The following is a 26,469-nucleotide window of genomic DNA, read 5'->3' as shown; positions in this document are numbered from 1 at the left end:
GCGGGCGGTCAAGCGCGGGCCAGCCGGTCGTAGAGGGCGCCCAGGTCTGCGGCGACCCGGGCGATGTCGTAGTGGCCGACCGCCGGGGGGTGCGGCAGCGGATCGGAGTTGTGGTCGTTCAGGTGCCGCAGGTCGCGCAGCGCGGCGGCGTACGCGGCGCCCTCGGACGGGATCCGGCGGGCCTGCGGGGCGGCGCTGGGCGGCAGTTCGTCGAGCGCCGGGCAGGCGCTGTGCCGCACCGGCAGGCCGGCCGCGAGGCCCTCCAGGATGCCGAGGCCGAAGGTCTCCGCGGTGGAGGGGGCGGCCAGCACGTCCAGGGCGGTCAGCAGGTCGGGCACGTCGTCGCGCTCGCCGGTGAGCACCAGCCTTTCCCAGACGCCGAGTTCGGCGGCCCGGTGCTCCAGCGCGGCGCGCTCCGGGCCCGCGCCGACCAGCACCAGCCGGGCGGCCGGGTCGAGAGCGGCGAGGGCCTCCAGCAGCACCTCGAAGCGCTTGCCGGGGACCAGCCGGCCGACTCCGCCGACCACCCAGCTCCCCTCCGGAAGGCCGAGTTCGGCCCGCAGCCGGCGGCGGGTGGCGGCCCGGTCTGCGGCCGGGCGGCGGTAGCGGGCGGAGTCGATGCCGTTGGGGATCAGCTCGACCCGGGCCGGTGGGACGCCCCAGGAGTGCAGCGTCTGAGCGACCTGCCGGGAGACCGCGACGGTGGTGCTGCCGAGTCGCTCGGCCGCCAGGTAGAGGCCCTTGACGCCGCGGGTGACCGGGCGGCCCTCGATCACCCCGGCGTGCAGCGAGTGCTCGGTGGAGACCACCGTGCGGACCCCGGCGAGCCGGGCCGCCAGCCGGCCGTACAGCTGCGCCCGGTACAGGTGGGTGTGCACCAGGTCGTAGCGGCCGGAGCGGACCAGCCGGACCAGCCGGGGCAGCGCGCCCAGGTCGCGGTTGCCGCGCATGCCGAGGTGGTGGACGGTCACCCCGTCGGCGCGCAGCGCGGCGGCGACCGTGCCGGGGTTGGTCAGTGCGACCACCTCGCACTGCTGGTGTGCGGGCAAGTGCCTCAGCAGCAGGTGGAGTTGGCGCTCGGCGCCGCCCGAGGCGAGGCCGGTGACGATGTGCAGGACCCTCACGGCCGGGCCCCCCGCCGGGCGGCCAGGGGGCTTCGGCGCAGCTCGGTGACGGCGTCGCGCAGCCGCTGCCGGCCACGTTTGGCGCGCAGCCGCCAGGCGCCGTCGCGGTCGCCGACGTAGCAGCGGGGCAGCGCGAAGCGGCCGGTGAGCGGGGAGTGCGCGATGGCGCAGGCGTAGTCGTAGCCGGCGTCGCGCACGGCCTCGGTGGCGGGCAGGTCGACGGCGCCGTACGGATAGCAGAAGCCGGTGACCGGGCCGCCGACCACCTCCTCCAGGAGGCGCCGGCTCTCCCGGGTCTGCACCGCCAGGACATCGGCCGGCAGGCCGGGCAGCGCCTGGTGGCCGAGGCCGTGCGAGCCGATCTCCCAACCGGCGGCGGCGAGTTCGGTGACCTCCTGGACGGTGAGCAGCTGCTTGCGCGGCCCCTTCGCGTCCCAGCCGTTGTCCTGGCCGAGCAGGTCGGCGACCACGTACGCGGTGGCGGTGAAGCCGTACGCCTGGAGGATCGGCACGGCGTGGCGCGCGAAGTCCGCGTAGCCGTCGTCGAAGCTCAGCCCGACCAGTCCGCCGTCCCGGCCGACGGCCCGGGCCCGCATCAGCTCGCGCACGGAGACGCCGCGCCGCCCGCGCCGGTGCAGCCAGGCGACCTGCTCGGCGAACCGCTCGGGGCTGACGGTCAGCTGGTACGGGTCCTCCTTCTCGACCGCCACCGAGTGGTACATCAGGATCCACGGCGAGGAGGAACCGGGGCCGGACGGTTCGCCGAGCGGGCGGCGGCTCCTGGGCAGCTGCGCCTTCGGCCCGGCGGGGTCGGTGTACGGGAGGTCGCCACGTGGTGCGGCTGCGGCCGGTACGGCCTGGCGGCGGACGCCCGCCTGGGCCGAACGGACGGTTCCCCGTTCATTGTCCATGGGGAAGCTTCCCTTCATCGGCGACGGTTGGCGGGTTCAGGGCCCGGGCCACGGCGAGGACCGGACCGCGCACCTCACGCGCGCCGAGGCCGGTGCCGAGGACGGCGAAGGCCAGCGCCACGGTGAGGCCCCCGAGGAGGGTGGAGAGCAGGGGGCCGGCGGCCAGCCCGGCGACGGCGGCGCCGAGGGCGGTGGCGCCGCCGGCGGCGGCCACCAGCCGGGCGTGGCCGCCGAGCACCCGGCGCAGCCGCAGCGGGATGCCGCGCAGCACCAGGCCGTGCAGCAGCAGTGCGGCGGTGGCGGTGATGCCGGCCGCGTTCCCGGCGGCGAGCCCGAGAGCGCCGAAGCGGGGGGTGGCGAGCAGGCTGACCACGACGGTGACGCCGAGGCCGAGCAGCATCGCGGCGACCGGGAACCAGTCCAGCAGCCGACGGCCGCCGTCCTCGGTGCCCGGATCGTCGGCCCGGCGGACCACCGGGCGCAGCGAGAAGTACGGGCGGATCATCACGCCGATCAGCGCCTGGGCGGGCAGGCCGAAACTGTAGACCCGGATGACGGCGGCGGTGGCGGCGGTGTCCTGCGGGCCGAAGGCGCCGCGCTGGAAGAGCAGCGAGACCACCGAGGGGGCGCAGGCCATCAGGAAGGCGGTGCCGCCCAGGACGACCGCCGCGGCCTGGCCGAGGTCCTTCTCGACCCGGTCCCGGGCGGCGGCGAGGTCCCCGGCCGCCAGCGCCCGGGCGACCAGCGGGAAGGTGACGGTGCAGATCAGGATGCCGGCCGTCATGGCCAGTTGGGAGACCTTGGCGGCGTAGTTGAGGTGCGAGATGGTACCGGGCGGCAGCGCCGAGCCGAGGTAGCGCTCGACGAAGACCTGCGACTGGCGGGTCAGGGTGAACGCGGCCACCGGCAGCAGGGCGAACGGCATCAGCACCAGCGCCTTGCGGGAGCGGCCGGCGCGGCCCGCGCCGGGGTGCGATCCCGGGCCCGCACCCTGGCGCAGCCGGCGCAGGAACGGGGCGACCAGCAGGCCGGCCATCAGCAGGCTGCCGAGCGCGACGCCCAGGGCGGCGGAGCGCACGCCCAGGAAGGACTGGCAGCCGAGCAGCACGGCGAGGATGCCGACGTTGTAGGCGACGTAGATGCCGGCCGGCGCGGTGAAGCGGTGGTGGGCGCGCAGCGCGGCGGCGAGGTAGCCGGCCACGCCGAACGGCAGCACGGTGATCGCGGTGATCCGGGTGCAGGTGACGGCGAGGCCGGGGTTGGCCAGGCCGGGGGCGAGCAGCTCGACCAGCTGCGGGGCGCCGAGGGCGGCGGCCAGCGCGAGCCCGCTGAGCGCGAGCAGCAGCCAGGGCAGGGTGGCGCGGACCAGTTGGCGGACCGGGTCGGGGGCGTCCGGGTCCTCCTCGCGCAGCACCAGGGCGAGCGCGAAGGCGGGCACCATGAGGAAGGACATGGCGTCCTCGATCAGCAGCGGCGCGGCCGTCTCCGGGACGGTCCAGGCGACCAGGAAGGCGTCGGTGCCCTGGTTGGCGCCGAAGTAGCGGGCCAGCAGGAGGTCGCGCAGCAGGCCGAGGCCGGATCCGGCGGCGCTGAGGACGGCGGTGATGCCGAAGGCCTTGGCGAGGAAGCCGCGCCTGGGGGCCGGGTCGGGCCCGGACGGCGGGCCGTCGGCGGCGCCGCGCGGGGCGGGCACGGCGGAGGCGAGGGCCGGCTGGTCGGTGGTCATCGCGGGTCGGCCTCCGCGACGCAGGCCCGGGCCGCGAGGCCGAGGACGACGGAGGTCAGCACGGTGGTGGTGCCACCGATGTCCGCGTACAGGAAGTCGACCAGCACCCAGGTGAGCAGGGCCAGGGCGGCGAGGGCCGGGCCGCGGGAGTGGCGCAGGCAGCCGAGCAGCAGACCGAGGAAGAGCGCGGCGTAGGCGACGATGCCGATCAGACCCTGCTCGCTGAGCACCAGGAAGTACATGTTGTGCGGGGAGAGCAGCGGTTCGCGCTGGAAGCCGATGGTGGGGTCGGCGGCGTCGCTGCCGGAGGAGAGCCGCAGCGGGGCGTGGCTGTCGCGCAGTTGCTGGAAGGCCTTGGGGCCAGCGCCGTGGACGGGGTGGTCCTGCCAGATCCGCCCGGCGGTGGACCACAGGTCGTAGCGGTCGGAGACGGACTGGTCGGGGGCGGCGGAGACGGAACCGATCGAGCTGAGACGCTCGGTGACGCCGGAGGCGCCGAGGCCGAGGCCGCCGACCAGGACGACCGCGGCGGCCAGGCCGAGGACGGCGCCGCGGACGGCGAGCCGGGCGTCAGCGCGCAGCAGCAGCACGGTGGCCGCGGCGGCGGTGGCGATCCAGCTGCCGCGGCTGAACGAGACGGCGAGCGGGAAGGCCAGGAAGGCGGCGGCCGCGAACATGGCGCGGCGCAGCCGGACGTCGCCGCCGGGGCGGCGCTCGGCGAGCGCCAGGGCCAGGGCGGCGAGCAGGCCGTAGCTGACGACCGTGGACATCGCCATGATGTCGAGGGCGCCGAAGGTGCCGACGGCCCGGATCGGCTGGCCGGTGTAGGAGGCGCCGGTCCGGGTGAGGTACTGGTGCGCGCCGACCACGCCCTGGATCAGCGCGGCGAGCACGAAGGAGCCGAGGACCAGCCGCTGGTCGACGCGGTCGCGCAGCGAGCAGAGCACCCCGGCCGGTACCAGGACGAACACCTGGGTGAGCCGGACGAAGCCGGTGAGGCTGGTGGCCGGGTCGATCGAGCCGACGGTGGCGACGGCGGCGGCGACCACGATGCCGCCGAACAGCACGCAGGTGGCGCGGCTGACGGCGGGCAGCCGCCCGCGCAGCAGGTTGAGCGCGGTGAGGGCGACCAGGGCCAGCGAGGCCACGTCGGCGGCGGTGACGTGGACGGCGGCGGCGACGTCCTTCTCACCGGTGGGCACGCAGACCAGCAGGACGGTCGCCGCGGCGAGCGGGCTGGGCCGGTCCGCGAGCGCGGGCAGCGCCTTGCGTAACGCGAGCCGCGGGACGGCGGGAAGGGTCAGGGCCACGCGGGTCAGCTCCCGTCCGGGTGGAGCATCAGGACCGCGGTGCGGCACAGGATCTTGACGTCCTGCCAGAGGCTCCAGCTCTCGATGTAGCGGTTGTCGAACCGGGCCCGGTCCTCGATCGAGGTGTCCCCGCGCAGGCCGTTGACCTGGGCGAGGCCGGTCAGGCCGACCGGGACGCGGTGGCGGTCGGCGTACTCGGGGTAGGCCTGGCCGAACCGCATGACGAAGTAGGGGCGTTCCGGGCGCGGGCCGACCAGGCTCATGTCTCCGCACAGCACGTTCCACAGCTGCGGCAGCTCGTCCAGCGAGCTGCGGCGCAGCAGTCGGCCGACGGCGCCCATCCGGTGGTCCTGGGAGATGTTCCAGCGGGTCGCCGACTCGTGTTCGTTGCTCGGGCGCAGGGTGCGGAACTTGAGGACGGTGAAGACCTTGCCGTCGAGCCCGGTGCGCTGCTGGCGGAAGAGCACGCCGGGGCCGGTGTCGAAGCGGACGGCCAGCGCGCAGAGCACCAGGACGGGGGCGAGCAGCAGCAGGCCGAGCCCGGCGGCGGTGACGTCCAAGGCGCGCTTGGCGGCCCAGCCGGGGCGGCGCATCGCCGGGCTGCCGACCCGCAGGCAGGGGAAGCCCCACAGGTGGTCGGCTCCGGCCAGCGGGCCGGCGGGCAGCGAGCCGTGCTCTCGCAGCGCGGGCACCAGCCAGACCTGGCAGCCGAGCCGGGCGGCGTCGCGCAGGGCGGCGGCGGTCTCGGCCTCGTCGGCGGCGCCGGCGGTGGCGACCACGTGGTGGATCCGGTGCCGGCGGACCTCGCGCTCCAGTACCTCGCGGCCGCCGAGGACGGGCAGGTCGGTGTCGCCGGCGAGCAGCGGCGGGTCGGCGTCGAGGAAGCCGACCGGGCGCATCCCGTACTCGCCGCGCTCGCTGAGGGCGGCGGCGACCCGGCGGCCGAGCCGGCCGGCGCCGAGCACCAGGACGGGGTTGGGGCGGCTGCGGCGGATCCGCCGGACCAGGTGGTAGAGCACGGCGCGGCCGACGGCGGCGATCAGCAGTTGGACGCCGAGCAGGACGGTGAGCCGGGCCGGGGTGGCCGGGCCGCAGTCGGGCCAGCGGCCGTCCAGGCAACCGGCCAGGGTGACGGCGAAGGCGGTGGCGACGACGGCCCGGACGGCCAGCGCGGGCAGTTCGTCCAGGACGGAGAGGGTGAGCCGGGTGCGGTAGAGGCCGCCGACCAGGTTGAGCACGAGCAGCAGGGGCAGGACGGCGGCGGCACCGAGCAGCGGCGCGAGCGGGACGGCCGGGTCGACGGCCCGGTTGGCGAGGCCGGTGGCGGTGCACAGCGCGATCGCGTCGACCTGGACCAGCGCGAGCGGCAGGGCGAGCCGGGATCGGACCGCCCCGCGGTGCCGGCGGGGCGGCGGCACCGTCCGGGTCTGGGCGGATCCGGCCGGGCGGTCGAGCAGCCCGGTGCCGGGCCGCCGCGGGCCGGACAGGGACCGACCGGATCGCGGCACGCTGTCGTGGTCAATAGTCATCAGCGCACGAACTCCCCTGCTGTGTGCCCGGGGTGACGGCGCCCCGGCACCGGATGGCGCGGAGCGGCCGTCCCGGCCCGGTGGGCGCGGTCCTGACAGCACCTGCTACCGCTGGCGGCTTTCGGTCCTCTCGCACCGGGCCCGGCCGCGCGAGGCGCGACCATGAAGGGCTCAGTCGCGAATTCCCGGCGTGAAATCGAAACGAAGCAGGCGAAATCCGACAATACATAACCTGGCTGCGTAGGCTGGAAGTTGACTTGCCGTTTCATTCCAGCCGCCCATTAATAGGTATTTCGGATTTGACGCCTCGTCCCTATCCGGTTGAGGGTGCGAATACGACGGCGCCGGATCGGCGGGCATTCACGGCATGTGAAACGATCAGATCCGCTCTGGGACACGGGCCCGGCGCCGCCCGGCCGCCGGACCGGCACCCAGCAGATGGCGGTACAGCGCGTCCACCTGTTCGACCACCGTGCGGACGTCGTGCCGGGCGACCACGTGATCGCGCAGCCTCGCCCCGCGTCGCTCACACTCGATCGAATCGGACAGCGCTTCCGCCATTCGGGTGGCGAGCGCGGTCACGTCCTCGGGCGGCACCACCGCCCGCCCCCGCTCGGCCTGGGGCAGGCACTCCCGGGCGCCCGGCACGTCGGTCAACAGCACCGGACGGGCCACCGCCATCGCCTCCAGCGGGGCCAACGCCATGCCCTCCCAGCGCGAGGGCAGCACCACCAGGTCGGCCGCCGCCAGCCACGGCCTCGGGTCCGGCACGTCCCCGACCAGCCGGACCCGGGACGGCTCGGCCGACTCCCGGACCAGGTCCGCCAGCCGGTTCTCCTCGGGGCCGCCGCCGACCAGCGCCAGCCGGGCCTGCGGCACCGCCCGCAGCACCTCCGGCCAGGCCGCCAGCAGCACGTCCTGGCCCTTCTGGCGGCACAGCCGGCCGACGCAGACCGCGAGCGGAGCGTCCAGGTCCAGGCCCAGCGCGATCCGGGCCGCCCGGCGGTCGGCGGGTGCGTAGTGGCGCACGTCCACGCCGTTGGGCACCACCGCCCAGTCCGCGCTCACCCCGGCGGCGACGCCGTCGGCCCGCTCCTGGACGCTGACGCAGAGCAGGCGGTGCGCCCAGCGGCCGGCGAAGCGCTCCCAGTGCAGGGTGGCGGTGGCCATCGGGCCCTCGACGGCGGCGAAGGACCAGGCGTGCGGCTGGAAGACGGTCGGCACCGCGCCGCGCACCGCCAGTCGGCCTGCCAGCCCGGCCTTGGCGCTGTGCAGGTGGACCACGTCGGGCGCGGCCGCCCGGACGATCCGGCGCAGCCGCCACGCCTCGGCGGCGGTGCCCGGGCCCGGCGAGCGCCCGGCGGGCCAGTCATGGACCAGCGCGCCCACGGCGGCGGCCTCCTCGGCCAGCCGGCCGCCGCCCGGGCAGGCGACCAGCACCCGGTGACCGGCCTCGCGCTGCCCCCGGACCAGATCGGCGACGACGCGGGCGACTCCGCCGTCCACGGGCTGTGAAATGTGAAGGATCGTCATATGCACGGCGGCGAGCCTAGGGTGGCTCCCCCGCGCCGGGCGGCCCTCGTCACCCGGAGGTGGCGGGCCGTCCACCCGTACGGCTTTCCGCTCGTACGGGTGGGCGGGCCGCTCGAATTCCCGGGCGAATTGCCGCGGGAAAGGCGAACTCGACGAACTCGGCGAGCTCAGTGAGCTCGGCGGACTCAGTGAGCTCGCGGACTCAGTGAGCTCGCGGACTCAGTGAGCTCGCGGACTCAGTGAGCTCGCGGACTCAGCGGACCTCGGCGGCCAGGTTGGCCAGCACCTGGTCGTGGATCCGGTTCAGGCCCTTCGGCGCGAAGGTGCGCTCGAAGAAGCCGCCGATGCCGCTCGCGCCCTGCCAGGTGGCCGAGACGACGACCTTCGACCGGCCCTCACCGGCCGCCGAGACGGTCCAGGTGATCACCATGCTGGAGTTGGCGTCCTTCTCCACCAGCTGGTCGGGCGAGGGCGCCGAGACGGTGAACAGGCAGTCCCGCACGCGCTTCTCGGTGGCCTGGAGCTTCCAGTGCACCTGGGTGCCGGCGCCGGTGCCGCCGACCCGGACCTCGTACTCGCTGTACTGCGGGGGCAGCAGCTTCGGACGGGTCACCCGGTAGTCGGCCAGCGCCTCGTACACCCGCTCGGGGGCGGCGTCGTAGTCCCGCTCGGTGGTGGCCTGCACCTGTCCCATGGCCTTGCTCTCCTCGTCCGGTGGTCTTCTGGTCTTCCGATTCTCACCGGCAAGCCAATCACAGCGCCGGGGGCGGAGGCCGACCGGACGGGCCGCTGCGGTGGCGGGGCGGCGGGATAGGGTGGCCGGTGTGCTCGATCTGGTGACAGCAGTGCGCTACGTCGACCCGCTGCGGTCCGGCGGCTCCGTCCCCGGTGTGGTGGAGACCGACGACCTGGGAACCTACGTGGTCAAGTTCACCGGCGCCGCGCAGGGCCGCAAGGCGCTGGTCGCGGAGGTGATCGTCGGCGAGCTGGCCCGGCGGCTCGGCCTGCGCGTCCCCGAGCTGCGGCTGGTGGACTTCGATCCGGCCGTCGCCGCGGACGAGCCCGACACCGAGATCCAGGACATGCTCAAGGCCAGCGGCGGCCTCAACCTCGGGATGGACCTGCTGCCCGGCGCGCGGGACTACCGGCCGGGCATGATCCCGGTGGACTCCGCCGAGGCCGGGCGGATGGTCTGGCTGGACGCCCTCACCGGCAACGTCGACCGCACCGTCCACAACCCCAACCTGGTGGTCTGGCACGGACGGCTCTGGCTGATCGACAACGGCGCCGCGCTGATCTTCCACCACCGCTGGACCACCGCCGAGGCGGCGGTCGGCAGGCGCTACGACCTCAGCGCGCACGCGCTGGGCGGCTCGGCCCCGGACGTCCGGCTGGCCGACGAGGAGCTCGGCCCGCTGGTCACCGTCGGCCTGCTGGAGGAAGTGCTGGCGCTCGTCCCGGACGAGTGGCTGGCCGACGAGCCCGGCTTCGACTCGGCGGCCGCCGTCCGGCACGCCTACGTGTCCCACCTGGCCGCCCGGGTGGTGCTCTCCGCGCAGTGGCTCCCGGAGGGCTTCGCCACCCCCGAGCAGCTGCGCGAGGCCGAACGCCGCCGGGAGGCCCGGACCCGGGCCGGCCGGCCCGCCTGGCTCCAGGAAGTCCCGGACCTGCACGGCAAGCCGTCGGTGGAGACCGGCTGGGACCAGCACGTCGAGTGAGCGGGCCGGGGCTCGCCCGGAGAGGTCGGCCGGGCGGGGCCCGGGCAGGAAGCGACCGGGGAGCGGACCCGGATGGGCCCGCTCCCCGGCTCAGTGTTCAGGTGTCGCCGTGGTCAGCGCGTCAGCGCCACCACTGGACCGCCTTCTCGGCGTTGATGATGCCCGCGCCGTAGAAGCCGTTGTCGTCCGCGCCGCCCTCGCAGGTGGCCTTGTACGCGCCGGTGCCGCCCGGGTTGTACTCGCCGGTCGGGCAGGGGTGCGACTCCGCCTGGTTGGTGAGCAGCTCGGTCAGCTCGTCCGGGTTGGCCCACGGGAAGGTGCTGGCGAGCAGCGCGACCACGCCGACGACGTGCGGGGTGGCCATCGAGGTGCCCTGCATGTAGCCGTACTTGTTGCCCGGGATGGTGGAGAGGATCCGGCCGTTCTTGTCCGGGGTGTCCGGGATCTGGTAGCGGGCGTCGCCACCCGGCGCGGCGACGGTCACGACGCCCTTGCCGTAGCTGGAGTAGTACGCCTTGTCGCCCTTGACGCCCACCGAGGAGACGGCGATGACGCCGGGCAGCTCGGTCGGCAGCGACAGGCAGTCGTTGGTGACCGGGCGGGTCACCTTGGTGGTGTCGTCCGGGCTGGCGACGTCAACGGTCTTGTGCGCCAGGTCGATGTTCTCGTTGCCCGCCGCGGCGACGTTGAGGACGCCCTTGCGCTGCGAGAACGAGACCGCCTTGCGGACGGCGGCGCTGATCGCGGCCTGGTCCTTGTCGTTCGGGCAGTTGAACATCCACGGGTCGACGTAGTAGCTGTTGTTGGTCACCTTGAACTGGTGCTCACCGGCCCACACGAAGCCGCAGATCGCGTACTCCGGGTAGATGAACCCGCCGTCGTCGACGACCTTGACCGCGGCCAGCTTCACGTTCGGGGCGATGCCGACGACGCCCTTGCCGTTCTTGGCGGCGCCGATCGTGCCGGCCACGTGGGTGCCGTGGTCGCTGGTGGTGGGCTGCCAGGACTTCCAGTCGGTGTTCGGCTTGCCGCCGTCGATGCAGGAGACCGACTGCGAGGCGTCCACGTTGGCGGCCAGGTCCTCGTGCGTCGCGTCGATGCCGGAGTCCAGCACACCGACGGTGACGTTGCGGTTGCCGAGCGAGAGCTTGTGCGCCTTGTCGACACCGATCTGACGCATGTCCCACTGGTTGGCCTCGTACGGCTCCTGACCGGCGGCGGGCGCGCCGGCGGGCTCGGCGGCGACCTCGGCCTTGGCCTGGTCGGCGGCGGTGATGCCCTTGGTGCGGCTGGCGCCGACGGAGTCGACGCCCTTGGCCTGACGCAGCTTCTGCGCGAACGCGGTGTCGTCCGAGCGGGCGATGACGACGCCGATCTGCTCGTACGAGTACACCACCGAGCCGCCGAGGGCGGTGATCGCCTTCTCGACCTTCTGCACCTGGCCGTGGTTGGCCTTGGTGTTGACGACGTAGCTGAGCAGCGGACCGGTCGTCGAGCCCGCCGAGGGGGCCGCGACGGCGGTGCCGGCCGGGAGCGCGAGGGCGCCGGCGGTGGCGAGCACGAGGCCCACCGCCGCGAACCGGGTCCGGCTGATCCGAGGAACTCTCATAGGGGTTGGCCCTCCCGAGTCGTCATGCGGCAGCTGCGGTGTGGCAGGTGCGCCTGGAATGATCGGGACGCTAATGAATATTCGCTGATAAGCGCAAGAGGTAGTCATCTAATCGTCACATGTTGGCCAACATCGGAACCAAGGAGTCCGGAGGCCCAACACGTCAACAGAGTTGAAGAGTGTTAAAAAGTGACGGTTCGCCGACGTGCTACGGTGCGCCGGGCAGTGAGTACAGCGCGCGGGCGTTGTCCGCGGCGACCAGCCGGGCCAGCCGCCGCGCGTCCGCCGCCGAACAGGCGCCACCCGCCTGCCAGTCGGCCAGCACCGCCCCCAGTCCGTACCGGAACTGGGCGGCGCCCACCAGGTACAACTCGGGCAGCCCGTACGCGTCGGTGGAGAACAACAGCTTGCCGAACGGCGCCAGTTCCAGCATCTCGCCCAGCACCGCCGCCACCCGCGGGCCGGTGTAGGAGGCGGTCAGCCCGAGGTCGGTGTACACCGTCGGGAAGGCCTGGGCCAGCCACCCGGCCTGGCGGTGGTACGGGTAGCAGTGCAGCAGCACCAGCGGGACGCCGCTCGGCTCGGCCGCGCGCACGAAACCGGTCAGCAGCGACGGATCGGCCCGGTGCAGGGTGAGGTCGGGATCGCCGAAGCCGGTGTGGAGTTGGAGCGGCAGGCCCAGCCCGGCGCAGACGTCCACGGCCGTCCAGAGCAGGTGGTGCAGCAGCACCGGGTCGGCCAGCCGGCCCCGCCCGCCGCGCAGCCAGGCGCCGGCCGCGGCCACCACGGCCGCCCGCGCGGGCCGTTCGGCGGGGGCGGCCAGGCCGTGCCGGTAGGCGAGCACCGACTTGACCGCGACCGCACCCGCGGCGGCGGCCGCCAGCGCCTCCCCGACGGCCTGCGGCCAGGACTCGGCCGGGCCCGCCACCGCCTCGGCCACCGACTCCAGCCGGACCACCTCGTGCACCACCGCCCCGGCGGCCGCGGCCAGTTCGCCGAGCGGCAGCAGCGGAAGGCCCGCGGCGGTGGTCAGCCCGGTGTCCACCAGGCAGGTGTCCAGCCCGGCGGCGGCCAGCAGCCGGCGGGTGGCCTCGGCGCCGCCCAGCTCGCGCCGCCGGGCCAGGTAGTCGGCGGCCGGGGCGTGCGCGGGCAGGCCGAGGGCGGGCGGGCACCAGCGCCGGACGGCCAGGCCGAGCGCGCTGTCGAAGGGCGAACAGCCGGGCGCGGGCGGTCGGTCGGACTCGGTGAGCAGCCCGGCCAGGGTGTCGTCGGCGAGGTCGGCCGCCACCACGCTGTGGCAGTGGTGGTCGACCAGCCCGGGCAACGCCAGGGCCCCGGCGGGCACCGGTCAGTACCGCCAGCGGGTGGCGGCGACCAGCTGCTCGGGGGTGGCGACGGCGTACTGCTCGCCCTCGGCCCGGCGCACCGCCAGCACCGCCTCGTACAGCGGCCCGCCGAGCGCCTCGCGCAGCACCGCCGATCGCTCGAACGCGGCCAGCGCCTCCGCCGGGCCGGTCGGCAGCCGGGGCACCGAGCCGGGCTCGGCGGCGGCCGGGTCCCCGGTGAACTCCGGTGGCAGCGAGAGGTGTCGGTCGAGACCGACGAGACCGGCGGCGAGCACCGCGCCGACCGCCAGGTACGGATTGGCGCTGGCGTCGAAGCACTTGACCTCGGCGTTGGCGGCGGCGGCCCGCTCCCCCGTGGAGCCCGTCACCAGGCGCAGCGCGGCCTCGCGGTTCTCCAGGCCCCAGCACTGGTAGGCGCCGGCCCAGTGCGAGGGCACCAGCCGCAGGTAACCGGCCGGGCTGGAGCAGCCCAGCACCAGGAGTTCGGGCAGCGCGCCGAGCACCCCGGCGAGGAAGCCCTCGGCCTCGGCGGTCAGGCCGTGCGGGCCGGGGCCGCCGTGGCCGAGGTTGTGGCCGTCCCGCCAGAGGCTCAGGTGCAGGTGCCCGCCGTTGCCGACCGCGCCGGGCTCGACCACGGGGGCGAAGGAGACCCGCAGGCCGTGCCGGGCGGAGACGGCCCGCACGGTGTGCCGGACCAGGACGGAGGTGTCGGCGGCGCCGACCGGGCCCTCGGGGGCCACCGAGACCTCGAACTGGCCCGGGGCGTACTCGGGGTGGATCTGCAGGACGGTCAGCCCCTGCTCGCCGAGGGCGCGCAGGACGTCCCGCAGGTAGTCGGTGAGGTCGGTGAGCCGGTGCATCCCGTACGCGGGGCCGTGTGTCGGGTACTGCGGCTCGTCCTGCGGGCCGCCGGCGAGGGCGACCACCCACTCGACCTCGATGCCGGCCCGCAGGGTCAGCCCGCGCTCGGCGGCGGCGGCCTCCATCCGGCGGGCGAACAGCCGCTGGCAGCCGGGGTGCGGGGTGCCGGCCTGGGTGTGCCGGTCCCCCGGGGCCCAGGCCCAGCCGGGCTGGGCGGCCAGCGGGACGACCCGGTCGAGGTCGGGGTAGAGCCGCAGGTCCCCGGTGGGGCCGCCGGTGCTCGGGCTGGTGGTGATGCCGTCGTCGGCGAGGAAGACGTCGAAGCAGGGTGCGGCGCCGACGCCCCACTGCGCGGCGTGCACCAGGGCGCCCAGCGGGACGGCCTTGACCCGGGTGATGCCCGCGTTGTCCACCCAGGTGACGGCCACCGCGTCGACGGCGGCGGTGCGCAGCCGGTCGACGGCGGCCTCGGCCTGTTCGACGCGCGCGGCGCACGGGGGCAGCGTGACGGCGGCGAGGTGCCCACCGAGGCCTCCGGCCGGGCCGGTGGAGCCGGTGGCGGACGCGGCGGGGCCGGCGGCGGTTCCGAGGGTCATGCCCCCATGTTGCCCCGCCCGTCGCGGCCGGGTAACTCCCCTATCGAGTGGTCCCCGTGGACGCCTGTCCGCCCGTTCACCCGTTCGGGCCGCCGCCAGGCCCCGCCCCGCCGTCCCGATGCCTTTTGTGACGCCCGCACCCCTTCCTACTCGCGGGTAGCTTCGCTACAGTGGCCGGACGCACCACCGCCGGGCTACGGGAGCCGCACCGGCGGGGGCCTGCGGTCGCCGTGTCCACGGCGGGCGCGCGGTGCGTCATTCACCGGCCGGCGCCGCGAACCGCGGCGGGCCGGGTCTCCTTCCTCGTATCAGAGCCGCTTCCTTTCACCCTTGAGCGCCTGAGCACCACGGCACACCCCTCAGTTCGGCCGGAGCGGACCGGCCGCCGCGGCGGTGTGCCGGAACCCGTCATCTCCCCAGCCCCGCGCGCGGACCCTCCCCCGGCGGCGGCCGCCCCCGCCGCACGCGCGGGCGCGGCGGCCCGGCCGCCGGGGCGTGCGCGGGCCCTTCAGGACTAGGAGTCAGGACAGATGGAGCGTCCCTTTTCCACAGTCGCCGTCGTCGGCCTCGGCACGATGGGTGCCGGTGTCGCGGTGGCCGTCGCCAGGAGCGGCCGCCGGGTGATCGGCATCGAGGCCACCGAGGACTCGGCCGCCCGGGCACTGGCCCGGATCGAGGAGGCGACCGCGCACGCGGTCGACCGGGAGCGGATCACCGCCGGGGAGCGCACCGCGCTGCTGGCGCTGATCTCGGTCGGCCACGAGCTGTCGGCCGCCGCCGGGGCCGAGCTGGTGATCGAGGAGGTGCCCGAGCAGCTGGAGCTGAAGCGGGAGCTCTTCGCCGAACTGGACCGGATCTGCCCGGCGGAGACGGTGCTGGCCACCGGCACCACCGCGCTCTCGGTGACCCGGATCGCCGCCGCGACCGCCCGCCCGGAGCGGGTGCTGGGCCTGCACTTCTTCAACCCGGTGCACAGCATGAAGCTGGTCGAGGTGGTCCGCACGGTGCTGACCTCCCCGCAGGTCGCCGAGGACGCCGCCGCGTTCGCCCGGGACCTCGGCAAGGAGCCGGTGGCGGCCGGCGACCGGGCCGGCTTCGTCGTCAACGGCCTGCTGTTCGCGTACCTGAACCAAGCCGCCGCGATGTACGAGTCCAAGTACGCCTCCAGGGAGGACATCGACGCCGCGATGCGGCTCGGCTGCGGCCTGCCGATGGGCCCGCTGGCGCTGCTCGACCTGATCGGCGTGGACACCGCGCGGACCGTCCTGGAGGCGATGTACGAGCAGTCCCGGGACCGCCTGCACGCGCCCGCCCCGATCCTCGGCCAGCTGGTCGCGGCCGGGCTGCTGGGCCGCAAGTCCGGCCGCGGCTTCTACACCTACGAGGCGCCCGGCTCGTCCAGGGCCGTCGACGCGGCGGCCGGCCCGGCGCGGGCCGCGGTGGCGGGCCGGGAGGTCCGCGCGGTCAGCGTCTGCGGCTCGGGCACCATGGCGACCGGCATCGCCGAGGTCTTCGCCAAGGCCGGCCGCCCGGTGCTGCTGGCCGCCCGCAGCCAGGAGAAGGCCGACCGGGCCAAGGCGCAGCTGGCGAAGTCGCTGGCGCGCGTGGTCGACCGGGGCCGGCTGAGCGCGCAGGCGCGGGACGCCGCGCTGGCGCTGGTCACCCCGGTCGGCCAGTACGCCGAGCTGGCCGAGGTGGACCTGGTGATCGAGGCGGTGGCCGAGGACCTGGCGGTCAAGCGCGAGCTGTTCGCCACCCTGGACAAGATCGTCAGGCCGGGAGCGGTGCTCGCCACCACCACCTCCTCGCTGCCGGTGATCAGCTGCGCGACGGCCACCTCGCGGCCGCAGGACGTGATCGGCATGCACTTCTTCAACCCGGCGCCGGCCATGAAGCTGGTCGAGGTGGTCTCCACCGTGCTGACCGCGCCGGACGTCACCGCGACCGTGCTGGAGCTGACCGCCGAGGTCCGCAAGCACCCGGTGGAGTGCGGCGACCGGGCCGGCTTCATCGTCAACGCGCTGCTCTTCCCCTACCTGAACGACGCGGTGCGGATGCTCCAGGAGCACTACGCGACGGTGGACGACATCGACACCGCGATGAAGCTGGGCTGCGGCTACCCGATGGGCCCGTTCGAGCTGTTGGACGTGGTCGGCCTGGACGTCTCGCTGACCATCGAGCAGGTGCTGCACCAGGAGTTCCGCGAACCGGGCCTGGCCGCCGCGCCGCTGCTGGAGCACCTGGTCGCCGCCGGCTGCCTGGGCCGCAAGACCGGCCGCGGCTTCCGCGACCACGCGCGCCGGTGACCACGCCGGCTGCCGGGGGCGCCGCCGCGCGCGAGGCGGCGCCGCCCGGGACCGGGTCCGGCCCGGCCAGACCGGGCTGGAGCCCGGGGACGGTGTCCGCGCGCTGGCCCAGACCGGCCGTCACCGGCCCGGTCGCACCGGTCCGTCGGGGAAGGGCCGCGGCCGAACCGCCGGGGCCGTGTAGCGTTCCGGACATGGATCGGGTTCAGTCAGCCACCCCGCAGCACTCCGCCGGACCGCGCGGCGCCGACCGGACGGGCTCCTCGACCGGGGGCACCGGGCCGGAAGGGGGGCCGGGCAGCCGCCGGGCGGCGGCGCAGCGCCAGCAGATGCGTCAGGACCTGGCCACGGCCGCGATGGAGCTGTTCTCCTCGCAGGGCTACGAGGAGACCACGGTCGACCAGATCGCGGCCGCCGCCGGGGTGGCCCGGCGGACCTTCTTCCGGTACTTCCGGTCGAAGGAGGAGGCGATCTTCCCGGACCACGACGACACCCTCGTCCGGGTGGCCGACCTGCTGGCCAGCGCCGAGCCGGAGGAGCACCCGCTGGACGTGGTCTGCCGCGGCATCAAGGAGGTGCTGCGGATGTACGCCTCGACGCCGGGGGTGTCGGTCGCGCGGTACCAGCTGATCCGTCAGGTCCCGGCGCTGCGCGAGCGGGAGATCGCCGTGGTGGCCCGGTACGAGCGGCTGTTCACCCGGTACCTGCTGGGCCGCTTCGACACCGGGGAGTCCATCCCGTCGGGCTGGCAGCGCGGCGGCGAGGACGACTCGATGCTGGCCGAGGTGTCGGCGGCGGCGGTCGTCGCGGCGCACAACCACGTGCTGCGGCGCTGGCTGCGGGCCGGCGGGCGCGGGGACGTGGAGGCGCAGCTGGACCACTCCTTCGAGGTGATCCGGCGGACCTTCTGGGCCTCCAGCACGCCGGGTGCCAGACGCCGCGGCTCCCTGGTGGCACCGGGTGCCAATGGGGCTCCCGGTGACGTGCTGGCCGAGAGCGCACTGAGTGCCAGTCCTGGAGGTGAGGTACTCATCACAGTCGCCCGGACGGACGCTCCGCTGGACGTGGTGGTGGACAGCATCCGGGCCGCACTGAGTGGCGCCAGGGAGTCCTGAGCCCATCATTTAGCCAGTTCAGGGCGATATCGAGGGCCCGCGTCGAGCAGTCGACGCGGGCCCTTTCGATATCCGCCGCAGCGCGCTCAGGGGCCGCTCCAGCGCGCCGGAATTCGTGACACCCGGTGTCTTTACGAGTGGCACAGGGTGCCACTACCTTGTTACTCACCAGTCGCGGCGCCGCGGCTCCCCACCTCGGCGCGCCGTCGTCCGGCGTTCCCACACCCCGGGAGCAGTGCGCGTTCGGCCCGGTCCACCCCGGGCGCCCAGCCCGACCACCCACCACCCACCTCAGCGAAGCCGGTGTCCGCTCCCGGCTACCCCAGACGCCCTGTGCCCTCACACAGGTACGCCTTCGGAGGCAGCCATGCAGGAAATCCTCGACGCGATCCTCAGCAACGACGCCACGTCGGAGGACTTCGCCGCCGTCAAGCTTCCCGAGTCCTACCGAGCGGTGACGCTCCACAAGGACGAGGAGCAGCTGTTCGCGGGCCTCGACAGCCGCGACAAGGACCCCCGCAAGTCCCTTCACCTCGACGAGGTCGCCCTGCCCGAGCTGGGCCCCGGCGAGGCGCTGGTCGCCGTCATGGCCAGCGCGGTGAACTACAACACCGTCTGGAGCTCGATCTTCGAGCCGGTCTCCACCTTCTCCTTCCTGGAGCGCTACGGCCGGCTGTCGCCGCTCACCAAGCGCCACGACCTGCCGTACCACGTCCTCGGCTCCGACCTCGCGGGCGTGGTGCTGCGCACCGGCGCCGGCGTCAACGCCTGGAAGCCCGGCGACGAGGTCGTCGCGCACTGCCTCTCCGTCGAGCTGGAGTCCCCGGACGGCCACAACGACACGATGATGGACCCCGAGCAGCGCATCTGGGGCTTCGAGACCAACTTCGGCGGGCTGGCCCAGATCGCCCTGGTGAAGACCAACCAGCTGCTGCCCAAGCCCAAGCACCTCACCTGGGAGGAGGCCGCCTCCCCCGGCCTGGTCAACTCCACCGCGTACCGCCAGCTGGTCTCGCGCAACGGCGCCGGCATGAAGCAGGGCGACAACGTGCTGATCTGGGGAGCCAGCGGCGGCCTCGGCTCGTACGCCACCCAGTACGCGCTGGCCGGCGGCGCCACCCCGATCTGCGTGGTCTCCAACGACCAGAAGGCCGCCATCTGCCGCGCCATGGGCGCCGAGGCGATCATCGACCGCTCCGCCGAGGGCTACCGGTTCTGGAAGGACGAGCACACCCAGGACCCGCGCGAGTGGAAGCGCCTGGGCGCGAAGATCCGCGAGTTCACCGGCGGCGAGGACGTCGACATCGTCTTCGAGCACCCGGGCCGGGAGACCTTCGGCGCCTCGGTGTACGTCACCCGCAAGGGCGGCACCATCGTCACCTGCGCCTCCACCTCCGGCTTCATGCACCAGTACGACAACCGCTACCTGTGGATGTCGCTCAAGCGCATCGTCGGCTCGCACTTCGCCAACTACCGCGAGGCCTTCGAGGCCAACCGCCTGATCGCCAAGGGCCGGATCCACCCGACCCTGTCCAAGGTCTACCCCCTGGAGGAGACCGGTCAGGCCGCCCTCGACGTGCACCACAACAAGCACCAGGGCAAGGTCGGCGTGCTCTGCCTGGCGCCGGAGGAGGGCCTGGGCGTGCGCGACCACGCGCTGCGCGAGCAGCACCTGCCGGCGATCAACCGCTTCCGGAACGTCTGAGGCCGACCCGATGACCGATCAGCACAAGCGCGACCGCCCCTGGCTGATGCGCACCTACGCCGGGCACTCCACCGCGAGCGACTCCAACGCGCTCTACCGGCGGAACCTGGCGAAGGGCCAGACGGGCCTCTCCGTCGCCTTCGACCTGCCGACCCAGACCGGCTACGACTCCGACCACCTCCTCGCCCGCGGCGAGGTGGGCCGGGTCGGCGTCCCGGTCGGCCACGTCGGCGACATGCGCACCCTGTTCGACGGCATCCCGCTCGAACAGACCAACACCTCCATGACGATCAACGCCACCGCGATGTGGCTGCTGGCGCTCTACCAGGTGGTCGCCGAGGAGCAGGGCGCCGACATCGCCAAGCTCACCGGCACCACCCAGAACGACATCGTCAAGGAGTACCTCTCGCGCGGGACGCACGTCTTCCCGCCCGGCCCCTCGGTGCGCCTGATCACCGACATGATCGCCTACACCGTCGGCCGCATCCCCAAGTGGAACCCGATCAACATCTGCAGCTACCACCTGCAGGAGGCCGGGGCCACGCCCGTCCAGGAGATCGCCTACGCGATGTGCACCGCCATCTCGGTGCTCGACGCCGTCCGCGACTCCGGCCAGGTGCCGGCCGAGCGGATGGGCGAGGTGGTCGCCCGGATCTCCTTCTTCGTCAACGCCGGCGTGCGCTTCGTCGAGGAGATGTGCAAGATGCGCGCCTTCGCCCAGCTGTGGGAGAAGGTCACGCTGGAGCGCTACGGCGTCCAGGACCCGAAGCAGCGCCGCTTCCGCTACGGCGTCCAGGTCAACTCGCTCGGCCTGACCGAGGCCCAGCCGGAGAACAACGTCCAGCGGATCGTCCTGGAGATGCTGGCCGTCACCCTCTCCAAGGACGCCCGCGCCCGCGCCGTCCAACTGCCCGCCTGGAACGAGGCGCTGGGCCTGCCCCGGCCCTGGGACCAGCAGTGGTCGCTGCGGATCCAGCAGGTGCTGGCCTACGAGTCGGACCTGCTGGAGTACGGCGACCTCTTCAACGGCTCCGAGGTGGTCGAGGCCAAGACCGCCGACCTGCTGGCCGGCGCCGAGGCGGAGATCGCCAAGGTGCTGGCCATGGGCGGGGTGATTCCGGCCGTGGAGTCCGGCTACCTGAAGTCCAACCTGGTCTCCTCGCACGCCGCCCGGCGGGCCCGGATCGAGTCCGGCGAGGACAGGATCGTCGGCGTCAACTGCTTCGACACCACCGAGGAGAGCCCGCTCACGGCCGACCTCGACACCGCCATCATGGTCGTCGACCCGGCCTCCGAGCAGTCCGTGCTCGCCGCCCTGGAGGCCTGGCGCGGACAGCGCGACGAGGCCGCCGTCCAGACCGCGCTGGCCGAGCTCAAGGCCACCGCGGCCACCGACGCCAACCTGGTGCCGGCCACGCTCGCCTGCGCCCGGGCCGGCGTCACCACCGGCGAGTGGGCCTTCGCCCTGCGCGAGGTCTTCGGCGAGTACCGCGCGCCCACCGGCGTCGGCGGCGCCCCGGTCGCGGTGTCCGCCGAACCCGGCGGGGAACTGGCCGCGGTGCGCGCCGCCGTCGCCGCCACCGCCGAGGAACTGGGCTCCGGCAAGCTGCGCCTGCTGGTCGGCAAGCCCGGCCTGGACGGGCACTCCAACGGCGCCGAGCAGATCGCCGTCCGGGCCCGCGACGCCGGGTTCGAGGTGGTCTACCAGGGCATCCGGCTGACCCCCGAGCAGATCGTCTCCGCCGCCGTCGCGGAGGACGTGCACTGCGTGGGCCTGTCGATCCTCTCCGGCGCCCACTGCGAGCTGGTGCCCGACGTCCTGCGCCGGCTGCGCCGGGCCGGGGTGCAGGATGTCCCGGTGATCGTGGGTGGCATCATCCCGGCAGCGGACGGCGAGGCCCTCAAGGCCGCCGGCGTCGCCGCCGTGTTCACCCCGAAGGACTTCGGCATCACCACCATCATCGGCCGGATCGTGGACGAGATCCGGCTCGCCAACAAGCTCCAGCCCTGGACGCCCGCACCCGCGCCCACCAGCTGACCACTGGGAAGGAACCGACCCACCCTCATGTCTGCCCACCCGTCGCCCGCCGCCACCTTCAACCGACTGCGCCCGCGCCGCTCCTGCCTCGCCGTGCCCGGCAGCAACCCGCGCTTCCTGGAGAAGGCCCAGGGCCTCCCCGCCGACCAGGTCTTCCTCGACCTGGAGGACGCCTGCGCCCCCCTCGTCAAGGAGAGCGCCCGCCACCACATCGTCGACGCGCTCAACAACGGCGACTGGGGCGGCAAGACCCGCGTCGTCCGGGTCAACGACTGGACCACCCACTGGACCTACCGCGACGTGATCACCGTCGTCGAGGGCGCCGGCCCCAACCTCGACTGCATCATGCTGCCCAAGGTCCAGGACGCCGAACAGGTCAAGGCGCTCGACCTGCTGCTCACCCAGATCGAGAAGACCATGGGCTTCGAGGTCGGCCGGATCGGCATCGAGGCGCAGATCGAGAACGCCAAGGGCCTGGTCAACGTCGACGCCATCGCCGAGGCCTCGCCCCGGCTGGAGACCATCATCTTCGGCCCCGCCGACTTCATGGCCTCCATCAACATGAAGTCCCTGGTGGTCGGCGAGCAGCCGGCCGGCTACCCGGCCGACGCCTACCACTACATCCTGATGCGCATCCTGATGGCCGCCCGCGCCAACGACCTCCAGGCGATCGACGGCCCGTACCTGCAGATCCGCAACCAGGAGGGCTACCGCGAGGTCGCCCGGCGCGCCGCAGCCCTCGGCTTCGACGGCAAGTGGGTGCTCCACCCCGACCAGGTCGGCGCCGCGAACGAGATCTTCTCGCCCTCCCAGGAGGACTACGACCACGCCGAGCTGATCCTCGACGCCTACGACTGGTGCACCTCCGAGGCGGGCGGCGCCAAGGGCTCCGCGATGCTCGGCGACGAGATGATCGACGAGGCCAGCCGCAAGATGGCCCTGGTCATCGCCGGTAAGGGCCGGGCCGCCGGCCTGGAGCGCACCACCAAGTTCGAGATCCCGGAAAGCTGAGGCCCGACGCGATGCAGTTCGGACGCACCTACGAGGAGTTCGAGGTCGGCGCGGTCTACAAGCACTGGCCCGGCAAGACCGTCACCGAGTACGACGACCACCTCTTCTGCCTGCTCACCATGAACCACCACCCGCTCCACCTGGACACCAACTACGCCGAGCGGACGACGGACTTCGGCAGGAACGTGGTGGTGGGCAACTACGTCTACTCGCTGCTGCTGGGCATGTCCGTCCCGGACGTCTCCGGCAAGGCCATCGCCAACCTGGAGATCGAGTCGCTGCGGCACGTCGCGCCGACCTTCCACGGCGACACCCTCTACGGCGAGACCACCGTCCTCGACAAGTGGCCGTCCAAGTCCAAGGACGACCGCGGCATCGTGTACGTCGAGACCAAGGGGTACAAGCAGGACGGCACGGTCGTCTGCATCTTCCGCCGCAAGGTGATGGTGCCGACCGAGACGTACGTCAAGGAGCGCGGCGGCGAGCAGCCCGGCCGCCCGACTCCCCTCTCCTAGGGCCCCGAATCCCCTGAGACCCCGGAGGGGCCGGCCACCTGCCTTACCCCGTCTCCCCCCCGAACCAGGGCCCTGTTCCCACCACCACACCCACCCGGCTCCCCGCTATCTCCGCTCCCCCTTCTCGCACAACCTTTCGGAGCCGCACGATGGGACGCCTGGCACAGACCGACGGCCTCACCGAGATCCAGCGGGACATCCTCGCCACCGTGCGGGATTTCGTCGACAAGGAGATCATTCCGGTCGCGACCGAGCTGGAACACCAGGACGAGTACCCGACCGCCATCGTCGAGGGGATGAAGCAGCTCGGCCTCTTCGGCCTCACCATCCCCGAGGAGTACGGCGGCCTCGGCGAGTCGCTGCTCACCTACGCCCTGGTGGTCGAGGAGATCGCCCGCGGCTGGATGAGCGTGTCCGGCATCGTCAACACCCACTTCATCGTGGCGCACATGATCAACGCCCACGGCACCCAGGAGCAGAAGGACCACTTCCTGCCGAGGATGGCCGCCGGGGAAATCCGCGGCGCGTTCTCGATGTCCGAGCCCGGCCTCGGCTCCGACGTTTCGGCCATCTCCACCAAGGGCGTCAAGGACGGGGAGTCCTACGTCCTCAACGGCCAGAAGATGTGGCTCACCAACGGCGGCACCTCCACCCTCGTCGCGGTCCTGTGCAAGACCGACGAGGGCGGCAGCACCCCGTACAAGAACATGACCACCTTCCTGATCGAGAAGACCCCCGGATTCGGCCCGAACCCGACCGTCCCCGGCCTCACCGTGCCCGGGAAGATCGAGAAGATGGGCTACAAGGGCGTCGACACCACCGAGCTGGTCCTCCAGGACGTCCGGATCCCGGCCGACCGCGTCCTCGGCGGCGTCCCCGGGCGCGGCTTCTACCAGATGATGGACGGCGTCGAGGTCGGCCGCGTCAACGTCGCCGCCCGCGGCTGCGGCGTCGCCCGCCGCGCCTTCGAACTCGGCATCTCCTACGCCCAGCAGCGCTCCACCTTCGGCAAGAAGATCGCCGAGCACCAGGCCATCCAGTTCAAGCTCGCCGAGATGGCCACCAAGGTCGAGGCCGCCCACCAGATGATGGTCATGGCCGCCCGCAAGAAGGACGGCGGCGAGCGCAACGACCTCGAGGCCGGCATGGCCAAGTACCTCGCCTCCGAGTACTGCAAGGAGGTCGTCGAGGACGCGTTCCGCATCCACGGCGGCTACGGCTTCTCCAAGGAGTACGAGATCGAGCGGCTCTACCGCGAGGCCCCGATGCTGCTCATCGGTGAAGGAACTGCGGAGATCCAGAAGATGATCGTCGGACGCCGACTCCTGGAGGAGTACCGGATCGCGGAGTGAGCACCGGGTCACCCCGGCTCGACGAGCGGCCCCCGGGGCGCTCCGGGCCGGCTGGACGACCCCTTCCGAACCGCCGGTCGACGGGCGTGCGGGCCCGTCCCGGCCACCCGCCGTGCCATCACGGCCCCGGCCTGGTCCGCCGGGGTCCGGCACGGCCCTCCGGAAGCGGCCGCAGGGCGTACAGCTGCGGCGACACGCCCCGCGGCCGCTTCCGCACACCCTCGACGGGCCGTGTCCCGCACCCCCGGCGACCGCGAACGGCCCGTTCCGCCCACCGGGTTCCGCCGACAGGCCTGTTGAGACAAGTGTCACCAGCCCCGTCCGGTCCCTTGGGAACCGGACCGGGGCGAGCTACGGTCGTAGAGGTGGGACGCGCACACGCGCTTCCACCGGACACGTGAACGAGCAGGCGGGTTGCCCACCCACCGTGTGCTCCCGATAGCATCCACCGGGACAGCAAGCCGTCCCTCTATTACCCGATCCCGCGGTGGCCCCCGTCCAGCGGCCATGATCCCCCGCGACAAAGGTCTTCGATGCCCATCAGCCCGTCCCCTCACACCTCCGTCACGGACCGCGATGCCCTCGCAGCCACGACGGCCGGTCGGCGACCCCGCGTGACCATCGCGCGCGGAGCCACCCCCTGGTTCGTCCCCACCCTCGCCACGGCCGCCGTGACCACCGCCCTCACCCGGCGCAGCGGCAAGTGGGCCCTGGCAGCGGTACCCGCCTGTGCGCTCGGCGCGGGCATGCTGTGGTTCTTCCGCGACCCCGAGCGTGAGATCGGCGCGGGCAGAGTGATCTCCCCCGCCGACGGCGTGGTGCAGAGCATCGACGCCTGGCCGGACGGCCGCACCCGGGTCGCGATCTTCATGAGTCCGCTCAACGTCCACGTCAACCGCGCGCCCCTGCCCGGCACGGTGACGTCGGTCGAGCACGTCGCGGGCGGCTTCGTCCCCGCGTTCAACAAGGACAGCGACCAGAACGAGCGGGTCGTCTGGCACTTCGACACCGAGCTCGGCGACATCGAGATGGTGCAGATCGCGGGGGCCGTGGCCCGTCGCATCGTGCCGTACGTCGCCGCCGGTACCAAGGTCGAGCAGGGCGACCGGATCGGTCTGATCCGGTTCGGCTCCCGGGTCGACACCTACCTGCCGGCCGGCGTCGAGGTCGGCGTCGAGGTCGGCCAGAAGACCACAGCCGGGGTGACGCGCCTTGACCGTGACTGATCCTGAGACAATCGTCGGCCTGGACGACGAGGAGACGGCCCTGCGCCGTCGCCGCTGGGCCCGCGACCGCGAGCTGCGCGCCCCGCGCTCTCCCCAGCACCTGTCCACCGCCGACTTCCTGACCCTGGGGAACGCCGTCTGCGGCTTCCTGGCGATCTACTCGATCACCACCGGGGTCCTGGTCCCGCACATCACCAACCCGGACGCCGCACCCGACCGGCACAGCGCCGCCACCGCGGTCACGCTGCTGCTCATCGGCTCCATGTGCGACCTCTTCGACGGGCTGGTGGCGCGCAAGCTCCGCTCCTCCGCCCTCGGAGCGGAACTGGACAACCTGGCCGACCTGATCAGCTTCGGCATCGCGCCGGCCTACTTCGTCGCCGTCTGGGGCATGGTCTCGCAGGGCTCCAACAGCAAGCTCTCGGCGCTCATCGCGATCACCGTCCTGCTCGCGGTCGTCCTGCGGCTCGCCCGCTTCTCCGCCGTCAAGATGCGGCCCGGGGTGTTCCAGGGCATGCCCTGCCCGATGGGCGCGATGACGGTCATCGCCATCGTGCTGCTCGACCCGCCGTTCCTGCCCGGTCTGCTCGCCATCTTCGGCGCCGCGTACCTCATGGTCAGCCGGATCGAGTACCCCAAGCCCCAGGGGCTGCTGGCCACCGCCACGCTGTGCTGGATCGTCGTCTCGATCGGCTGCCTCGCGGCCTGGGCGACCGGCCTGCCCGGCGGCGACGCCCTGATGCACGTCGGTGCCTTCGCCCAGATCACGCTCGCCGCGATGGCCCCGCTGCTGGTCATCCGGCGCAAGGTCGGACAGAAGGTCGGCGACGTCCGCGCCAGGCGGGCGGAGTCCCGCCTCGGCTGAGTCGTTCCCGTACGCGAGAGGGGCCCGGATCCAGTCGGATCCGGGCCCCTCTTCGTCGTGCCCGCTCTTCTCC

General features: G+C 73.4%; 20 protein-coding genes. 10 read left to right on the top strand and 10 right to left on the bottom strand.

Annotated elements, in window-relative coordinates:
* Positions 1 to 8: 8 nt before the first annotated feature.
* From AC07AL_RS18665 to AC07AL_RS18635, 7 genes are all read right to left on the bottom strand, one after another.
* Positions 9 to 1,124 (bottom strand): glycosyltransferase, encoded by a 1,116-nt coding sequence (locus tag AC07AL_RS18665; protein ID WP_400807570.1) that lies wholly within the window; start codon positions 1,122 to 1,124, stop codon positions 9 to 11.
* Positions 1,121 to 2,035 (bottom strand): polysaccharide deacetylase family protein, encoded by a 915-nt coding sequence (locus AC07AL_RS18660; protein WP_363580617.1) that lies wholly within the window; start codon positions 2,033 to 2,035, stop codon positions 1,121 to 1,123. Before AC07AL_RS18660 ends, AC07AL_RS18665 begins: the two co-directional genes overlap by 4 nt.
* A complete protein-coding gene (locus AC07AL_RS18655) occupies positions 2,025 to 3,761 on the bottom strand; it encodes a lipid II flippase MurJ (protein WP_363580615.1) in 1,737 nt (578 codons plus the stop codon). The genes AC07AL_RS18660 and AC07AL_RS18655 overlap by 11 nt, the downstream gene beginning before the upstream one ends.
* Positions 3,758 to 5,071 carry an O-antigen ligase family protein gene (locus tag AC07AL_RS18650; RefSeq protein WP_363580613.1) on the bottom strand — a complete coding sequence of 438 codons (1,314 nt, stop codon included), beginning with the start codon at positions 5,069 to 5,071 and terminating at the stop codon, positions 3,758 to 3,760. Before AC07AL_RS18650 ends, AC07AL_RS18655 begins: the two co-directional genes overlap by 4 nt.
* 5 nt (positions 5,072 to 5,076) lie before the next feature.
* The gene (locus AC07AL_RS18645; RefSeq protein WP_363618561.1) at positions 5,077 to 6,600 is read right to left on the bottom strand and encodes a sugar transferase; all 1,524 of its coding nucleotides are present in this window, start codon (positions 6,598 to 6,600) and stop codon (positions 5,077 to 5,079) included.
* Positions 6,601 to 6,978: 378 nt separating this feature from the next.
* The gene (locus AC07AL_RS18640) at positions 6,979 to 8,133 is read right to left on the bottom strand and encodes a glycosyltransferase (protein ID WP_363580609.1); all 1,155 of its coding nucleotides are present in this window, start codon (positions 8,131 to 8,133) and stop codon (positions 6,979 to 6,981) included.
* Positions 8,134 to 8,386: 253 nt separating this feature from the next.
* Positions 8,387 to 8,827 (bottom strand): SRPBCC family protein, encoded by a 441-nt coding sequence (locus AC07AL_RS18635; protein WP_363580607.1) that lies wholly within the window; start codon positions 8,825 to 8,827, stop codon positions 8,387 to 8,389.
* A 130-nt stretch (positions 8,828 to 8,957) separates the two neighbouring features.
* Between AC07AL_RS18635 and AC07AL_RS18630 the strand changes: the two genes are divergently transcribed.
* Positions 8,958 to 9,851: a HipA family kinase gene (locus tag AC07AL_RS18630; protein ID WP_363627915.1), complete on the top strand. Its 894-nt coding sequence runs from the start codon at positions 8,958 to 8,960 to the stop codon at positions 9,849 to 9,851.
* 121 nt (positions 9,852 to 9,972) lie between these two features.
* On the opposite strand, the gene AC07AL_RS18625 is transcribed toward AC07AL_RS18630, so the two are convergent.
* From AC07AL_RS18625 to AC07AL_RS18615, 3 genes are all read right to left on the bottom strand, one after another.
* Positions 9,973 to 11,460, bottom strand: coding sequence for a S8 family peptidase (locus tag AC07AL_RS18625; RefSeq protein WP_363580603.1), 1,488 nt, complete (start codon positions 11,458 to 11,460; stop codon positions 9,973 to 9,975).
* A 208-nt stretch (positions 11,461 to 11,668) separates the two neighbouring features.
* Positions 11,669 to 12,805, bottom strand: a complete 1,137-nt coding sequence (locus AC07AL_RS18620) for an amidohydrolase family protein (protein ID WP_363627916.1) — start codon at positions 12,803 to 12,805, stop codon at positions 11,669 to 11,671.
* A gap of 3 nt (positions 12,806 to 12,808) precedes the next feature.
* The gene (locus tag AC07AL_RS18615) at positions 12,809 to 14,263 is read right to left on the bottom strand and encodes a glutamine synthetase family protein (protein ID WP_363580599.1); all 1,455 of its coding nucleotides are present in this window, start codon (positions 14,261 to 14,263) and stop codon (positions 12,809 to 12,811) included.
* Positions 14,264 to 14,793: 530 nt separating this feature from the next.
* On the opposite strand from AC07AL_RS18615, the gene AC07AL_RS18610 reads away from it, so the two are divergent.
* The 9 genes from AC07AL_RS18610 to AC07AL_RS18570 all read left to right on the top strand — a co-directional run bounded on the left by AC07AL_RS18610 (position 14,794) and on the right by AC07AL_RS18570 (position 26,396).
* Entirely contained in the window at positions 14,794 to 16,569 is a 1,776-nt protein-coding gene (locus tag AC07AL_RS18610; RefSeq protein WP_478317810.1) for a 3-hydroxyacyl-CoA dehydrogenase family protein, read from the top strand.
* 194 nt (positions 16,570 to 16,763) lie between these two features.
* On the top strand, positions 16,764 to 17,684 hold the full coding sequence (locus AC07AL_RS18605; RefSeq protein WP_363580595.1) for a TetR family transcriptional regulator: 921 nt from the start codon (positions 16,764 to 16,766) through the stop codon (positions 17,682 to 17,684).
* 367 nt (positions 17,685 to 18,051) lie between these two features.
* Entirely contained in the window at positions 18,052 to 19,389 is a 1,338-nt protein-coding gene (gene ccrA / locus AC07AL_RS18600; RefSeq protein ID WP_478317809.1) for a crotonyl-CoA carboxylase/reductase, read from the top strand.
* Between the two features lie 10 nt (positions 19,390 to 19,399).
* A complete protein-coding gene (locus AC07AL_RS18595; RefSeq protein WP_400986473.1) occupies positions 19,400 to 21,427 on the top strand; it encodes a protein meaA in 2,028 nt (675 codons plus the stop codon).
* A gap of 27 nt (positions 21,428 to 21,454) precedes the next feature.
* On the top strand, positions 21,455 to 22,438 hold the full coding sequence (locus AC07AL_RS18590; RefSeq protein ID WP_478317808.1) for an HpcH/HpaI aldolase/citrate lyase family protein: 984 nt from the start codon (positions 21,455 to 21,457) through the stop codon (positions 22,436 to 22,438).
* An 11-nt stretch (positions 22,439 to 22,449) separates the two neighbouring features.
* The gene (locus tag AC07AL_RS18585) at positions 22,450 to 22,953 is read left to right on the top strand and encodes a MaoC family dehydratase (RefSeq protein ID WP_363580587.1); all 504 of its coding nucleotides are present in this window, start codon (positions 22,450 to 22,452) and stop codon (positions 22,951 to 22,953) included.
* 149 nt (positions 22,954 to 23,102) lie between these two features.
* Positions 23,103 to 24,305, top strand: coding sequence for an acyl-CoA dehydrogenase family protein (locus AC07AL_RS18580; RefSeq protein WP_363580585.1), 1,203 nt, complete (start codon positions 23,103 to 23,105; stop codon positions 24,303 to 24,305).
* Positions 24,306 to 24,838: 533 nt separating this feature from the next.
* The gene (locus AC07AL_RS18575; RefSeq protein ID WP_363580583.1) at positions 24,839 to 25,531 is read left to right on the top strand and encodes a phosphatidylserine decarboxylase; all 693 of its coding nucleotides are present in this window, start codon (positions 24,839 to 24,841) and stop codon (positions 25,529 to 25,531) included.
* A complete protein-coding gene (locus AC07AL_RS18570; protein ID WP_030059975.1) occupies positions 25,518 to 26,396 on the top strand; it encodes a CDP-alcohol phosphatidyltransferase family protein in 879 nt (292 codons plus the stop codon). The genes AC07AL_RS18575 and AC07AL_RS18570 overlap by 14 nt, the downstream gene beginning before the upstream one ends.
* Positions 26,397 to 26,469 lie beyond the last annotated feature (73 nt).

This window comes from Kitasatospora sp. NPDC043949 (assembly GCF_056435365.1).
This window is presented reverse-complemented; position numbering and strand designations above follow the sequence as displayed.

Bases quoted from the DNA above. Each gene is read 5' to 3' on its own strand.
- AC07AL_RS18660 (WP_363580617.1), bottom strand. From the start codon at position 2,035: ATGGACAATGAACGGGGAACCGTCCGTTCGGCCCAGGCGGGCGTCCGC.
- AC07AL_RS18655 (WP_363580615.1), bottom strand. From the start codon at position 3,761: ATGACCACCGACCAGCCGGCCCTCGCCTCCGCCGTGCCCGCCCCGCGC.
- AC07AL_RS18645 (WP_363618561.1), bottom strand. From the start codon at position 6,600: ATGACTATTGACCACGACAGCGTGCCGCGATCCGGTCGGTCCCTGTCC.
- AC07AL_RS18640 (WP_363580609.1), bottom strand. From the start codon at position 8,133: ATGACGATCCTTCACATTTCACAGCCCGTGGACGGCGGAGTCGCCCGC.
- AC07AL_RS18635 (WP_363580607.1), bottom strand. From the start codon at position 8,827: ATGGGACAGGTGCAGGCCACCACCGAGCGGGACTACGACGCCGCCCCC.
- AC07AL_RS18625 (WP_363580603.1), bottom strand. From the start codon at position 11,460: ATGAGAGTTCCTCGGATCAGCCGGACCCGGTTCGCGGCGGTGGGCCTC.
- AC07AL_RS18615 (WP_363580599.1), bottom strand. From the start codon at position 14,263: ATGACCCTCGGAACCGCCGCCGGCCCCGCCGCGTCCGCCACCGGCTCC.
- AC07AL_RS18610 (WP_478317810.1), top strand. From the start codon at position 14,794: ATGGAGCGTCCCTTTTCCACAGTCGCCGTCGTCGGCCTCGGCACGATG.
- AC07AL_RS18605 (WP_363580595.1), top strand. From the start codon at position 16,764: ATGGATCGGGTTCAGTCAGCCACCCCGCAGCACTCCGCCGGACCGCGC.
- ccrA (WP_478317809.1), top strand. From the start codon at position 18,052: ATGCAGGAAATCCTCGACGCGATCCTCAGCAACGACGCCACGTCGGAG.
- AC07AL_RS18595 (WP_400986473.1), top strand. From the start codon at position 19,400: ATGACCGATCAGCACAAGCGCGACCGCCCCTGGCTGATGCGCACCTAC.
- AC07AL_RS18590 (WP_478317808.1), top strand. From the start codon at position 21,455: ATGTCTGCCCACCCGTCGCCCGCCGCCACCTTCAACCGACTGCGCCCG.
- AC07AL_RS18585 (WP_363580587.1), top strand. From the start codon at position 22,450: ATGCAGTTCGGACGCACCTACGAGGAGTTCGAGGTCGGCGCGGTCTAC.
- AC07AL_RS18580 (WP_363580585.1), top strand. From the start codon at position 23,103: ATGGGACGCCTGGCACAGACCGACGGCCTCACCGAGATCCAGCGGGAC.
- AC07AL_RS18575 (WP_363580583.1), top strand. From the start codon at position 24,839: ATGCCCATCAGCCCGTCCCCTCACACCTCCGTCACGGACCGCGATGCC.